This window comes from Microcoleus sp. K1-B1 (assembly GCF_036704705.1).
Classification (GTDB): Bacteria; Cyanobacteriota; Cyanobacteriia; order Cyanobacteriales; family Microcoleaceae; genus Microcoleus.
In genome coordinates this window covers 1-13,654 of record NZ_JAUBSH010000079.1, presented here as the reverse complement: position 1 = coordinate 13,654, position 13,654 = coordinate 1, and the positions used below count along the sequence as shown (strand labels likewise).

The following is a 13,654-nucleotide window of genomic DNA, read 5'->3' as shown; positions in this document are numbered from 1 at the left end:
GTTGACTGTTGACGCCGTAAACAGTCAACAGTGAACTCGAATTTACTATTCCGATGCTAACGGATTTGATATCATTTAATGCCATCAGGCAGGTGTCATCTGAGCAAATGGCAACTCAAAGAAGTTAACAAGCGAAACCTTCAAAAAATCCCATCCCTTTTTAGGGGTGGGAGTGTTGAAAATTATGAATTCTTAGTCCTCAGTCCTTAGTCCTCATTATTCAGTAGCAATTAATCAATAACTGGGTTCGTACCCAACTATTAATTATTCTGCTAGCAACCAACTGATGACTAATGACCAACGACTGATGACTAATAAATTAAGCTTGCCGTGAGTAGTATTCCACCACTAGCAGTTCGTTAATCTGTAGAGCAATCCACTCGCGTTCGATAACGCCGTTAACTTTGCCAACCAGTTTTTGCTTATCAAATTCCAAGTGATTCGGCAAGTGAGCCAAGCCTGGGTCTTTGAGATTAGCTTCTACCATTGTGCGAGAGCGCTCTCTATTTTTCACAGCAACCACATCACCAGGCTTGCACTGATAGCTGGCGATATTGACTTCACGGTCATTGACTGTTATGTGACCGTGATTTACCAATTGTCTAGCGGACGGAATGGTTGGAGCCATTCCCATCCGAAACACAGTATTGTCCAAGCGCATTTCCAAAAATTGCAGTAACACTTGACCTGTGGAGCCCGTGACACGGCGGGCTTTGCGGACGTAACGGAGCAGTTGGCGTTCCGTCACACCGTAATTGAAACGGAGTTTTTGCTTTTCTTGCAAACGAACCGCATACTCAGAGAGCTTTTTGCGGTTTTGACCGTGCTGTCCAGGCGGATAATCTCGTCTGGGGGTTTTGCGGGTTAGACCCGGCAACTCTTTCAGGCGACGGACGATTCTCAATCGGGGGCCTCGATATCGAGACATTTATTTTCCTCTCTAATATCTGTATGCAATTTTATGCAGACTCTATATTATATGTTGGTAACGGTCAAAATTCAAATAAAGATCGATAAAAAAACGATCGACCGGAGGGCGATCCATAATGTGCGGTAAATTCTGAAGGAAAAGCCGATCGATCGATCGCCCCAATCAGCCAAAAAAACTCACTATTCGATCTGCCATGCACAACCGCAATTTTTCCCGCACTTCTTCCCCAAAGCCAGCACCGACAGGCTCAAACCCTACCGCGCGCTGGATATTAGCTCTCGGCACGCAGCTAGCAGCACTCGGTTTGTTGGCAACAGCACTGCCAATCTCACCAGCATCAGCCATCACTATTAGAATCCCTCGCAATAGGAATCCCTATCGCGTCTGCGCCCTGGAACTAATCGAAGCCGGAGTGGGGGCAGAGGCAGCCGCCGGCGCTTGTGCTGACGCCCTCCGCCCCCGCGACATATCTAAATGCGCCCTCCAAATCAACCGCAAAACCAATATTTCTGGGGTCGAAGCGCTCTCTAGCTGTCGGCGGGTGAGGCGTCCCAATGAATTGGCTACTTGCGTAGTGAATATTAACGGCAAAACTCGAACTCAACCTGCAGATCCCCTGGTAGTGCTCGATGGATGCCGCCGCAGTTTATTGCCACAACAGTTTGCTGAATGCGTAGTCGGTTTGAGCGGCAGACTCGAATTTCCCACTGACAGGTTAATCGCCACTTGTCTTGACCCGAGGGGCAGCGTGAGCCAGTTGGACGGGCCTCCTGCACCTACCCCTCCGGTGGAGCTAATTCCACCGCCTTCGCCCCTCAATTAATTTGTCAGTTGTTAGTTGTCAGTTGTTAGTTGTCAGTTGTTAGTTGTCAGTTGTTATTTGTTAGTTGTTATTTGTTATTCCACAGCTATTAGCTACTGCCAATCGCCAACTACCAACCGCCAACTGCCAACTGCCAACTGCCAACTGCCAACTGCCAACTGCCAACTGACTTCTTCCTTCTAATCAAATGTCAGAAATTTTTGCTCAAATTACAGTCGAAGAATTAGCTCGCCAATTAGCAGAAACCAATGCTGAGAAATTGCAGCTTGTAGACGTGCGGGAACCTTACGAAATTGAACTCGCGGCGCTGCCGGGATTTGTAGCTTTTCCGCTGAGCGAGTTTGCCGAATGGTCTGGTGAAATTGACGCTAGACTTGATCGCGATACAGAAACCCTAGTTCTGTGTCATCACGGAGTGCGATCGGCTCAAATGTGCCACTGGTTAGCCGCTCAAGGATTTACCAACGTTAAAAATATCGTTGGTGGCATCGATGCTTACTCAATGGTTGTCGATCGAACCGTCCCCCGCTATTAACATCAAATCCAGTTCTTCACTATCGTTTTCTTCAGAGTCCGCGCGGGCGGACTTTGTATGTGTAGAAACGAATTATATTTCCCAGGAATGAGCTAATTCACACCAGCAAATCGAAAATTTAAAAGCGTACTCATAGTGAGCCGATCGCGCCCCTGCCTTTTCGAGTCATAAAGAGCTTCATCAGCCGCCAGTAGCAGGGTGATCGCATCATTTTCCTCACTCGGAACAACGCTGGCAATTCCCAAACTAATTGTTACCACAGAATTAGGTAGACCGTCAAGACTCTGCGGGTTAAAAACAATATTCAAAGCTTTCACTTTCGCTCTAATTTGTTCGGCAACAACCAGAGCCGCCGACCCATCAGTTTCCGGTAAAATCACAGCAAATTCCTCGCCCCCGTAGCGAGCAGCTACATCAGCAGGACGCTGGAGCGATCGGCGAATTGTCTGAGCTACCGATCGCAAACACTCATCTCCTGCTTGATGTCCGTAAGTATCATTATATATTTTGAAATAATCGAGATCGCACAAAATTAAAGATATCGGAGATCCCTCGCGAGCCATGTGTTTCCACTCCATTCGCAAGCAACTATCAAAATACCGTCTGTTGCCAATTTGAGTAAGTTCGTCCACATTCACCAAAGCTTGCAGCCTTTGATTTTCTTGCTGCAACTCCTCAAAACGAACCACCGACAACTTGTCCTCACACAATTTTTGCCCTTGAAAATACAGGCGGTATAATTCGCAAGACAAACTACAGTTATTTCCCTCTAATTTGACAAGTCCCATGCTGTCTAACTGATAAGCCATCAAAGGTTCGAGGTAAATGCTATTTTTAGCATCGACAACTTGTTGGAATGCGGAGGCGAGTTCTGGCTGCTGTTGAATGGCGATCGACTGATTTTGCAAGTAGTCGCTATAAATTCCGCTGTGAGTAGGAGCTGCTGTTAAAAGTTCTGCCAACTCGGCTCGCCCCAGTTCCTCCCCAGGCTCATCCCGATCGACCGACAGGCGATTTTGTTGCAAAATTGCCAGGTGATACAGGGCTAAATGCACTAAATAAGGATGCCCGCCTACCATGTTCATTAATTGCTCGATCGGATCGCTATTGCTCCAGTTCAGTCCGTGTCTGCACGCCAAATCTTGAACTTGTTCAGCAGTAAATTCTGAGAGCTTAATCGGCATTCCTACATTAAAGGGAGATTGATTAAGATTCAAAGCAATATAAATTTCTGTCGAATGAATGACAACGATGCGGAGTTTTTGCCAAGTTTGGCTAGCGCGAGCTTGTTCGTACCAAAAACGGATAACAGACAAAAAATCTTGAGCAATATTGGTGCGTTCAAAGACTCGATTTATTTCGTTGATTGCCAAGACAATAGGACGGTCAATTTGTTCGAGCAAATAGTTTTCAAAATAAATAGTGCAGCTTACCTTGCTGCCCATATCTTCATCCCAGAATTCATCAATATTTGGTTCGAGTTTGAGTTGCCGAGCGACATTGACACAAAGCCAGCGCAAAAATTTATCTAAACTAGCAAAAACCGCTGTGTCGGCTTGCTGAAAGTCTACAGTTACTGTGCGGTATCCACGATCGACTGCCGCGTGAATTATCCGCAGCATCAGCGAACTTTTGCCCATTTTTTTGGGAGCTTTAATGCGAACTAGGCCTCCGGGCTTGCTAATTTCTGCACAGGCTAGGGCTTCGGCCCCTGAGCGCTCAATATAAAATCGAGAGTCAAGCGGTATGGGGCCGCCGGGAAATTCTAGATCGGCAACTGTTTGGATCAAGTTTGGTGATTTTTGGAGTCCTGGCATAGTCCTTGCACAAGGCGATACCCTGACTGTATCTTACCTTTGTCTGGTTAGGGGGTAGACGAGCGGTGTCCAAGATCGATCGACAATCCTACAAAATCTAAGTTTTTAGGGACTTCCCGGAACTGACTTTGCTATAGTAGTGTCACTTTACCCAATCTCAAACCCTGCTTCAACACGGCTCAGCAGACCGACAAAAATTCGACGGTAGCCCAGACGCGATCGTTCTTGGCTTTTACCGGAAAAATAACTCGTTGGTCGTCGATGTCGCGCAGGAAGAGCCCCCATCAAAGGAGAAATAATCATTGTCACGCCGCTACCTGTTTACCTCTGAATCGGTCACTGAAGGCCATCCCGATAAAATCTGCGATCAAATTTCCGATACGATTTTAGATGCCTTACTGACTGAAGACCCCAAAAGCCGCGTCGCAGCCGAAGTAGTCGTCAACACCGGCTTAATGCTGCTGACGGGCGAAATTACCACTAAAGCTCAGGTAAATTACATAGAATTAGCCAGGAAAAAAATAGCCGATATTGGCTACATCCACGCTGACAACGGCTTTTCGGCCAATAGTTGCTCAGTGTTGGTAGCTCTTGATTCTCAGTCTCCCGATATTGCTCAAGGGGTGAACACAGCCCACGAAAGCCGGGAACAATCGAGTGAAGAGGAATTAGACGCCATTGGAGCCGGCGACCAAGGCTTGATGTTCGGCTTTGCTTGCAACGAAACGCCGGAATTGATGCCTCTGCCGATTAGTTTAGCGCACCGGATTTGCCGTCAACTGGCCGCAGTCCGCAAAACCGGTCAGTTATCTTACCTGCGTCCCGACGGCAAAAGCCAAGTTACGGTGATTTACGAGGACGGCAAACCTGTTGGTATAGATACGATTTTAATTTCTACCCAGCACACCGAAACGATCGGCGACATCACAGAAACAGCAGCAGTTCAAGCCAAAATCAAAGAAGACCTTTGGACTGCAGTCGTCCAACCCGTGTTTGCCGATATTAGTGTGCAGCCAGATTCAGAAACTCGCTTCCTTGTCAACCCTACCGGCAAATTTGTGGTCGGCGGGCCTCAAGGAGATTCGGGTTTGACGGGCCGCAAAATTATTGTGGATACCTACGGTGGCTATTCCCGCCACGGCGGCGGCGCTTTTTCTGGGAAAGACCCCACCAAGGTAGACCGCAGCGCGGCTTATGCTTGTCGCTACGTTGCTAAAAATATCGTAGCGGCTGGTTTGGCCCAAAAGTGCGAAGTGCAGTTGAGTTATGCGATCGGCGTTGCGCGGCCTGTTAGCATGATGATCGAAACTTTTGGCACTGGAAAAGTTGATGACGATCGCCTTTTGGAAGTTGTGAAGCAGCATTTTGAACTGCGTCCTGCGGGCATCATTCAGGCCTTTAACTTGCAGAATTTGCCTGCTGAAAGAGGCGGTCGTTTCTATCAAGATGTGGCGGCTTACGGTCACTTCGGACGCACTGATTTAGATCTGCCTTGGGAGGAAACTGATAAGGCGGAACTTTTGAAAGAAGCTTTGAGCCAGAAGTTGTCTGGAGTAGCTGGATAGTACAATTTGGGGGTGCGCGCAGCGCACCTTATCCATAAATAATATCGGGTGCTACCAATGAATGTAGGGTGCGTACTCCGCACCTTATTCATAAATAATATCGGGTGTTCTTCGGCGCATCTTATCCATAAATAATACCGGGTTCTACCAATTAATAATAACGTAGCGGGTTCAGTGCCCATCTTCAAAGAAAAAAAAAATAAATGCGCTTTTTCACACCTTTCCAATCAGCAATTCGCAGTTTTGCCTCTTCCCTCCAACAGCGGTTGGCGACGACTGGATTTTCTGCACCAAATCCAGCAACGCTGCCAAGTTCATTTGCGACTAACAATCCTGGTGGAATTCGCGGCGTTTGGATACCCACCACTGACTCCAAAGTTCTCACATCAAAAGAGCGAATTGCTGAGGCAATGGACTTTCTCGCCGATACGGGATTTAATACCGTTTTTCCTATAATTTGGAACCAGGGTTATACGGCTTATCCTTCTCAAATTATGCGAGAAAATTTTGGGGTGGAAATTGACTCGCGCTATCAAGGTCGCGATCCCTTAGCAGAAATATGTGTTGAGGGCAAGAGAGCTGGTTTAAAAGTTATTCCTTGTTTTGAATACGGATTTGTGAGTTCTTACAATCGCAAAGGCGGTCATTTGCTGGCGAAAAAACCTGAGTGGACCGCCCGTGATTCCAGCGGCAATTTACTTAAGAAGAATAACTTTGACTGGATGAATACTCTTGACCCGGAAGTGCAAGACTTTGTGCTGGGGTTGATGCTGGAAGTTGCTAAGAATTATCCGGTAGACGGCGTTCAAGGAGACGATCGCATTGCGTTTCCGGTAGAAGGCGGTTACGACGAAAAAACGGTTAAACGCTATCGAGAAGAGTGCGGTAAAGCAGCACCATCGGATTGTAAAGAGCAACATTGGCTGCAGTGGCGTGCTGATATTATTACTGAGTTTGTGGCTCGTTTATACCGAGAAGTGAAAGCGATTAATCCTGATTTGTTGCTATCGATGTCGCCGAGTCCTTATGACTGGGGACTGGTGGAATATTTGCAAGATTCTAAAGCTTGGGTTGACAAAAACTTGGTGGATCTGCTTCACCCGCAGTTTTATCGCCGCGATTTTAATGCTTACAAACAATTGGTCGATAAAATGATGGGAGGACAGCTTAGCGGGCAGCAAGTAAAGTGCGTGTCGCCCGGTATTTTGTTGACGAATCGAGGCAGCAAATATAGCATAACTCCCGAACTGTTGTTGCAAGTAATTGCTTACAACCGCTCTTGTGGCATTCAAGGAGAAGTGATGTTTTTTTACGAAGGTTTGCGAGATAACGATAACGCTTTGGCTAAGGTTTTGAAAAAAGGGCCCTATGCTCGTTGAGAGATTGTCTCGCAATCAAGCTGTTTCCGGTTCGCTGCGGTCAACCGCGCCGATCGCTATTTCAAACCAAGTTGATATAAAATAAGATGTGGCACCATTCTCAATAAGCTTTATTAACAGGCAAGATGCCTGTTCCACAAAGAGTAAATTTTCTTGTGGAACAGGCATCTTGCCTGTTGCTGACAATGGTGCAAGATGTGAGGATAAAATGATATAGCAGAGCTAGACCCGTTAAAAGTGCAGCGATGCCAATCAGCAAGCGCAACTAATTGTCAAGCCGATCGCCCAAACAAACCCCATAATTAATCATTGGGGAGTTGCAAAAACAGTGGAATAAGACATATTTTAGAAGTGGGTGCAAGCTTTTTTTTAGAAGTAGCGTTTTGTAGACGCCATATTTTTTTTAGACAGTTTAAAAGAGCTATCTCAACCGCTCGCCAAAATATTAGGATAAATCAGTGACCTCAGCAGCAAGCCTCATCCAACAGCTACCCCAGCTCAGCGATGCTCAATTCCATCAAAAATATTTGAAACAAAAACAAGGGATGCGAACCTTGGCGACTATATTGCCGCAAGTAGAACAGCAAAGTCTGGCTTTGCGGGCAGTAAAATTAGCTCTAAAAGTAAATTTAAAACTCGGCTCCAAGTTAGCAGGAACGGTAAAGCCAGAATTTCAAATAGCCACAATCAAATTAATCGACAAAATCCCCACTTCGCCGCTGCTCAAAATTCAACTACTGGCCCTAACCAGTTCCGATATGGCAATTCCGATCCTGGTGGCCGCATTGAACCACAAAGAAAGTGCAGTGCGCGTGGATGGGATTCGAGCGATCGGGAAAATCGGCTCCGAAGCAGCAGTAATTGAATTAGCCCGATCGCTCGAATCCAAAGATGCCCAAATCCAAGCTTGGGCCGCTTGGGCTTTAGGAGAAATTGACTCGAAACCAGCCGCCGTAGCACTGCTCAAAGCCGTCAAACACCCAGAGTCGAGGGTGCGCGCCTGGGCTGTTTGGGCCTTGGGCAAAATTAACCCGAAAATAGCCGTCCCCGCGCTGCTGAAAGCCCTCAAACACCAAGACTCGGAGATGCGCTGGCGGGCGGCGGTCAACTGCGGGAAAATCGGCGTCTCTGAGGTAGTTCCCGGCCTGCTGAATGCCCTCAGAGACGAAAATCACATCGTCCGCGCTAGGGCGGCGGCGGCTTTGGGGAAAATCGGCGATTCTGAGGCAGTACCCGGCTTAGTAGAATTGCTTCACGATGATCCCGACTCCTATGCAGTTTCTTTGAGGGCCGCCGAGGCCTTGGGACAAATTGGCACGGAAACGGCTGTGGCGGGGCTGGTGCAAGCCCTCAACCATGACGACTCAGACGTGCGCGGCAGTGCAGTTTCTGCCTTGGGAGAAATCAGCAGCGAGGTGGCTATGGTGGCGGTAATCGGGTCGCTCTCGGATCGAGATATTTTCGTGCGCGGCAGGGCGGCGGTTGCCCTTGGGAACATGAATACAGAGGGAGATGCGAAATTGCCAAAAATGGTGGTCGCGGGACTGGCGAGCGCTATTGGCGACAGCGAATCTTATGTGCGGTGGAGAGTTGCTGCTGCTTTGGGGGAAATTGGGACAGAGGAAGCTGTGGCAGGTTTGGTGCGGCTGCTGGGGGACGAAACTTCTGGAGTGCGCCAAAAGGCTGTTAAATCCCTCGGTCAAATTGGCTCAACGGCTGCTATTTTGGCTCTGGAAACAGCTTTAAATCGCGAATTTGCTGACGTTCGGGCGCTGGCTGCCCAATACTTGGCGGATGTTAGCACTCAGGCAGAAACAGTGGATTTAGATCCCTCAGTCTCTGCAGATTTCTCGGATGAAAAACTGCCGAAAATCCTGATTGCTTCGCAAGTAGAAGCCAGCGAATACATTGTCGATCGCGCTGCTGGGCGCGAGATTAAATACCTGATCTCGATCGGCAGTCCGGGTGTGCCCGAACCTAAAACTTTTCATCAAATTCCAAATCGAATGTGTCTGGAGTTTAACGACCTCGACACCCCCGTTGACGACCCCGATCAAATCTTGCCTAACCTTGAGGATGTACTGAAAATTATTGACTTCGCCCTCAAAATGTCGTCGCAGGGAGGCAGTTTGCTGATCTGCTGCCAAAGTGGGATCAGCCGTTCAACGGCCACAGCTTTGACTGTGTGTGCTGCGCTGTTGGGCCGTGGCAAAGAACGGGAAGCGTGGGCGTTGGTGCTCGCCGCCAGACCCCAAGCCAAGCCGAATCGCTGGATGGTACACTTGGCGGATGAAGCTTTGGGTAGAGACGGTAAGCTAGCACTGGCGATCGAATTGACTACCGCAACTCCAGAACTCGCAATCGCCAACAGTTGACAGAAAGCATCCAGGATACAAACCCCCCGATTCATTCCTTCGCAGACTCAGGACCCAGAAATAAAAAACCTGTATCCGAGAAACAAGCCCCCGAATTTATCCGTGGGGTCAATGCTTCAATTCTAAAATCTAAAATCTAAAATCTAAAATCGATTGACTCGCAGAAACCGGGTTTCTTTTCGCAAGCCCTACAGTTATACTCAACTAACGACACTTCGCCTCAGACTTGTCTTTGCGGGGCAACGATGCCATAAGTCGATCGCCAGGGTGCAAAAGTTCGATCGGCTGCTGCATTTGTGACATTCTGTGCTAAGAAGTTGTCGGATGCTCAACAAAAACCGTCAAGCAATCGTCGCATTGCTGGCAGCCAAAGTCCAAAGCCAAGGAATCGGGTGCATTGTCAACAGACAATATCAGCTTTGGGCGAATCACAGGCAAAACAGGTCAGAGAGAATTTTCTGCCTGTAACATTCCACGCGGGGATAATTCACTGCGGGGATAAAGTTTTATTTTTTTTGCCTGCTGCAGACTTTTACGAGTCGAAAAAGTAATTTGGCAACAGTCCTCAACAGCCTAATTATCTCTTAGACATCAACCGAATTTAAGTTTCTCCTCTGACTCGACAAGAGTTTCAGATGCTTTTTCGCAGATGTCTACGGTCAAATAGACAAGCTTTTCCGTTTGGAGAAATTAAGAGCGTGGTAGATTTTAACAGAAGACAGGGGTTGCATATGTCAAAAATTAACTTGCTAAAAAAAACAGGACACGAAGCAAGTTTCTCGGTTGCCGTTTGGGAAGACCAGGGGGAATTGAATCCAGAATTAGAACCATTTAACCCGCCGAAAAAAAACGTGAAGACGCGAAAGGTTAACCCCAAAAACACCAATTTAGGTAAACAGATGCCAGTTTTTGTTTCCGAAAAAGTGGCGACTGTAGAAACCGTGAGGCAAAAAAAAATCCACCATAATTTTGTCGAAAAATTATTCTTAAAAGTCAGCGAAAGTTTGCCCTCTAAAATTGGCGGTTTGCCTATCCATCAAAAGATTGGCTACGGGTATTTGCTGGCAATAGGAATCGGCTTTTTGGGATCGCTGAGCGGACTGGTGATTGCCGATTACTACCAAGGACAAGGATTAAAACAACTCAATGATGCTCACCTACAAGCGCAATTGCTCGGCAATTTTAAAGATGCAGCGCTGGCTGCTCAATTGCAGGGTTCACAGCTAGATTCTTTTGTAGATAATTCGCTCCAGCTCAAACAGCAAGAAGAGCAGTTGGTTAAGAGTATTGTTAAGGCAAAAAATCTGCGGTTGCGTATAGAAAATTTTGCCGACAGCCAACCCGCTTGGCTGGCAGCAAAACCGGAAGTTCTCAAGTTTTTAGTGCAAGATTGCACGAAAAATTTAGAAGCCTACGCCGATACTCTCAAGTCAAGTTTGCAGGAAATCCAGCAATCGCAACTATCGCCTGGGGAGATAGAGTCTGCCAGAAAATTGCTCGCAATCGAAAGCGGAGAAGGTGGAAAACAGCTCAACAGCAGCCTTGAGGAATTGAACAAAATTCTTGAGATTGCCCAGAAGCAAGAGGGCCAAGGCGGTGAAGTGATGGAAGACGCCCAAGGAATGGAAAAAGCCATAATTATTATTAGTATGCTGCTGTCGGTAGTGGTGGCTGGGATGGTGGCTTACCGGACGAGTCGGGCGATCGCCAAACCTGTTATCAGCGTCACTCAGGTGGCCGAACAAGTAGCCGCTGAGTCTAATTTTGACTTGCGAGCACCCGTCACCGGACAAGGCGAAATAGGCTCTCTGGCTGCCTCTCTCAATCACCTAATCGAGCGGGTTTCGGGACATACAAAAGAATTAGAACAAGCTAAGGAAGTCGCCGTCGCCGCTAACACTGCTAAAAGCCAGTTTTTAGCAAATATGAGCCACGAATTGCGGACGCCTCTAAATGCGATTATCGGCTACAGTCAACTACTTTCAGAAGATGCCCAAGATGCGGGATTTGATGAGTTTGTACCCGATTTGCAGAAGATTGAAAAAGCAGGCGCGCATCTGCTATCTTTGATTAACGATATCCTTGATTTGTCAAAATTTGAAGCGGGGGGTATGAAACTCGAAATCCAGGAGTTTGACATCGAATCCCTGGTTGATAATGTGGCGAGTGCCGCGAAACCGTTGGTAGAGAAAAATGGCAATGTTTTGGAGATTGAGTGCGATCGAAGTGTGGGCATAATGCACGCAGATTTCAAAAAAGTGCGCCAGGTTTTGATACATCTGCTTAGTAATGCTGCGAAGTTCACCAAAAATGGTAGGGTGAAAGTGACTGTGAAGCGCATTGCAGGAAGTGGAAAATTGAATGCAGCAGGGCGATCGGCTATTGACAATTCAATGCCTGCCGATGAAATTCCTTCTGGGGCGATTGCTTGTCCCCTGCCGAATGTTCAAGACTCCGATTGGATTTGTTTATCTGTTAAAGATACCGGAATTGGAATGTCGGAAGAACAACAGCACAAATTGTTTGAAGCTTTTGTGCAAGCTGACTCTTCAGCGGCGCGACCTTACGACGGCGCCGGATTGGGGCTGACACTTAGCCGTTACTACTGTCAGATGATGGGCGGGGAAATTTTGGTAGAAAGCGAAGCGGGAAAAGGGTCTATTTTCACTGTCCGTATACCAGCAGGAAACGGGTGATGTAATTTTTGGGGCGAGAGATGTAGGGGGTAGGCAGAGGGGCGAAAATGTATGTTTCAAACCTCTGGCTTGATGTCGAAATGCTTTAGTCTTGTCAGTGGGGGCGATCGCACTCTATTAATTCTAATGGGTTATTTTGCCAATTCAAACAGCACAAACCGCTTGCTGCTGAGCTCCAACCTAAATCTATGCCGATAAATTTCATATAGTTCTGGACGCAGGGGTGGTCAGAAACCGGGTTTTTTTGCCAAATACTTCGTTACAGCGGGCAAAAACCGCAAAAAACCCGGTTTCTTTGGCTTTGATGCGTCCACTCAACTTTTCTCCTGTTTCTCATCGGATGGTGGGGACTGTTTTTGCATTTGTTTTTGGCGTTCCCTCACAGCTTGTTCCAAAATGAATGCTGACAAGCCGCTGATTGAACGGCGTTCCTCATTTGCCCACTCTTGAAGCAGGTCATAAATTCCATCTGCTAAGGAGGTTGATACACGTTTAGCCATTAGAAATTGAGTATTTTTTTATTTAGGGCAATCGTCATTGTCCAGTATTGCAGACAATTTTGTCGAATATGCAGCACAATGCTGCTTTTGCACAGCACTATGCGCCGATAGTGCGTGCATATTGTGCTGCATCTAGAGCAGTGTGCATATATGGAGCATATATGCTTGACTTGTGCGGCATATATGGATAAAATCTTAGAGAGTCAAAAGCCAGCGCTGAACTTTTGCAGGGCCCGCGCTGGCTAATGGTTCCCCAAATACAAGGAGACAATCCACATAAAAGGAGACAACTACTATGGTAAAGCCTGTGAGCAACGGCAGCGAATATAACCGCGGCTATCAACAAGCTTTGAATGATTTTGGCATTACGCAACTGCTGTCGGGTATCCGCAGCTACTCTGATGAGGATTTTGAGGCCGATCGCGCGCGCATGACTGGGCCAGAGATTGAAAGCTTTGCGGTGTTTCTGATTCTGCGCGTCGGGGCGAATCTCAAAGGAAGTACGATCGCCCGGTACCTCAACACTCTCAGAAAAGCAAATTCTCCGACGATCGCCGATCGCCCCGCGATCAAACTCAACTCAAATTCGCGAGGGAAAACACCTGAAAAGTCAAACGAGGGCGATCGCACTTCTTGGGCGATCGTCCGCATTTTACCGAATGCTGAGCACTATACAATTGCGCGTTTTGTCAACCGCCAAGATGCGGACGATCGGCGGAGGGCTTTGTGTCGGTTTATTCCAGGGGGTGTGTTTGAAGTTGTGTGCGATCGTACCTAATCAATATACCTCTCCAATAATTATTGTGGAACAGGCATCTTGCCTGTTCAAGACTGGCTTTTCTGGAGATGTCTAATAAACACAAATGACGATGACAATTGTAGCGACTCCGTATTGAGTCCGTCGGGGGTTGAAACCCCCGCCTCATAGCGAAAGTCCTCTTAAGAGGACTATAAATCAATGGCACTGAAAAAGTGAGCAAAAAAAAATCTGTAAGGCAAGCTCTGCATAGATAATTGCCTTACAAACCAAAAT

The 13,654-nt window shown here is 47.3% G+C and carries 11 protein-coding genes; 7 read left to right on the top strand and 4 right to left on the bottom strand.

Going from position 1 to position 13,654, the window contains the following annotated elements:
* Window positions 1-319: 319 nt before the first annotated feature.
* Window positions 320-928, bottom strand: a complete 609-nt coding sequence (gene rpsD / locus QUA83_RS23095; RefSeq protein ID WP_172190738.1) for a 30S ribosomal protein S4 — start codon at window positions 926-928, stop codon at window positions 320-322.
* A 196-nt stretch (window positions 929-1,124) separates the two neighbouring features.
* Between rpsD and QUA83_RS23090 the strand changes: the two genes are divergently transcribed.
* Complete coding sequence (locus QUA83_RS23090; RefSeq protein WP_333296129.1) at window positions 1,125-1,754, top strand: hypothetical protein; 630 nt, start codon at window positions 1,125-1,127, stop codon at window positions 1,752-1,754.
* 187 nt (window positions 1,755-1,941) lie between these two features.
* Entirely contained in the window at window positions 1,942-2,289 is a 348-nt protein-coding gene (locus QUA83_RS23085; RefSeq protein ID WP_333108282.1) for a rhodanese-like domain-containing protein, read from the top strand.
* 92 nt (window positions 2,290-2,381) lie between these two features.
* On the opposite strand, the gene QUA83_RS23080 is transcribed toward QUA83_RS23085, so the two are convergent.
* The gene (locus QUA83_RS23080; RefSeq protein ID WP_333296127.1) at window positions 2,382-4,106 is read right to left on the bottom strand and encodes an AAA-like domain-containing protein; all 1,725 of its coding nucleotides are present in this window, start codon (window positions 4,104-4,106) and stop codon (window positions 2,382-2,384) included.
* A gap of 302 nt (window positions 4,107-4,408) precedes the next feature.
* Here QUA83_RS23080 and metK point away from each other — a divergent pair, with 302 nt between their 5' ends.
* Complete coding sequence (gene metK / locus QUA83_RS23075; RefSeq protein ID WP_333296124.1) at window positions 4,409-5,671, top strand: methionine adenosyltransferase; 1,263 nt, start codon at window positions 4,409-4,411, stop codon at window positions 5,669-5,671.
* A gap of 203 nt (window positions 5,672-5,874) precedes the next feature.
* Window positions 5,875-7,050 carry a family 10 glycosylhydrolase gene (locus QUA83_RS23070; RefSeq protein ID WP_333296121.1) on the top strand — a complete coding sequence of 392 codons (1,176 nt, stop codon included), beginning with the start codon at window positions 5,875-5,877 and terminating at the stop codon, window positions 7,048-7,050.
* A 15-nt stretch (window positions 7,051-7,065) separates the two neighbouring features.
* On the opposite strand, the gene QUA83_RS23065 is transcribed toward QUA83_RS23070, so the two are convergent.
* Window positions 7,066-7,218 (bottom strand): hypothetical protein, encoded by a 153-nt coding sequence (locus QUA83_RS23065; RefSeq protein WP_333296119.1) that lies wholly within the window; start codon window positions 7,216-7,218, stop codon window positions 7,066-7,068.
* A gap of 290 nt (window positions 7,219-7,508) precedes the next feature.
* Between QUA83_RS23065 and QUA83_RS23060 the strand changes: the two genes are divergently transcribed.
* Both QUA83_RS23060 and QUA83_RS23055 read left to right on the top strand, forming a co-directional pair.
* On the top strand, window positions 7,509-9,425 hold the full coding sequence (locus QUA83_RS23060) for a HEAT repeat domain-containing protein (RefSeq protein ID WP_333296117.1): 1,917 nt from the start codon (window positions 7,509-7,511) through the stop codon (window positions 9,423-9,425).
* 731 nt (window positions 9,426-10,156) lie between these two features.
* A complete protein-coding gene (locus QUA83_RS23055; protein ID WP_333296116.1) occupies window positions 10,157-12,121 on the top strand; it encodes a HAMP domain-containing sensor histidine kinase in 1,965 nt (654 codons plus the stop codon).
* A gap of 314 nt (window positions 12,122-12,435) precedes the next feature.
* On the opposite strand, the gene QUA83_RS23050 is transcribed toward QUA83_RS23055, so the two are convergent.
* Window positions 12,436-12,621, bottom strand: a complete 186-nt coding sequence (locus QUA83_RS23050; protein WP_333296113.1) for a ribbon-helix-helix domain-containing protein — start codon at window positions 12,619-12,621, stop codon at window positions 12,436-12,438.
* Between the two features lie 295 nt (window positions 12,622-12,916).
* Here QUA83_RS23050 and QUA83_RS23045 point away from each other — a divergent pair, with 295 nt between their 5' ends.
* Window positions 12,917-13,399 carry a hypothetical protein gene (locus QUA83_RS23045; RefSeq protein ID WP_333296111.1) on the top strand — a complete coding sequence of 161 codons (483 nt, stop codon included), beginning with the start codon at window positions 12,917-12,919 and terminating at the stop codon, window positions 13,397-13,399.
* Window positions 13,400-13,654: the final 255 nt, after the last annotated feature.

Coding starts and splice junctions, on each gene's coding strand:
- rpsD (WP_172190738.1), bottom strand. CDS start 928: ATGTCTCGATATCGAGGCCCCCGATTGAGAATCGTCCGTCGCCTGAAA.
- QUA83_RS23090 (WP_333296129.1), top strand. CDS start 1,125: ATGCACAACCGCAATTTTTCCCGCACTTCTTCCCCAAAGCCAGCACCG.
- QUA83_RS23085 (WP_333108282.1), top strand. CDS start 1,942: ATGTCAGAAATTTTTGCTCAAATTACAGTCGAAGAATTAGCTCGCCAA.
- QUA83_RS23080 (WP_333296127.1), bottom strand. CDS start 4,106: ATGCCAGGACTCCAAAAATCACCAAACTTGATCCAAACAGTTGCCGAT.
- QUA83_RS23070 (WP_333296121.1), top strand. CDS start 5,875: ATGCGCTTTTTCACACCTTTCCAATCAGCAATTCGCAGTTTTGCCTCT.
- QUA83_RS23065 (WP_333296119.1), bottom strand. CDS start 7,218: ATGCCTGTTCCACAAGAAAATTTACTCTTTGTGGAACAGGCATCTTGC.
- QUA83_RS23055 (WP_333296116.1), top strand. CDS start 10,157: ATGTCAAAAATTAACTTGCTAAAAAAAACAGGACACGAAGCAAGTTTC.
- QUA83_RS23050 (WP_333296113.1), bottom strand. CDS start 12,621: ATGGCTAAACGTGTATCAACCTCCTTAGCAGATGGAATTTATGACCTG.
- QUA83_RS23045 (WP_333296111.1), top strand. CDS start 12,917: ATGGTAAAGCCTGTGAGCAACGGCAGCGAATATAACCGCGGCTATCAA.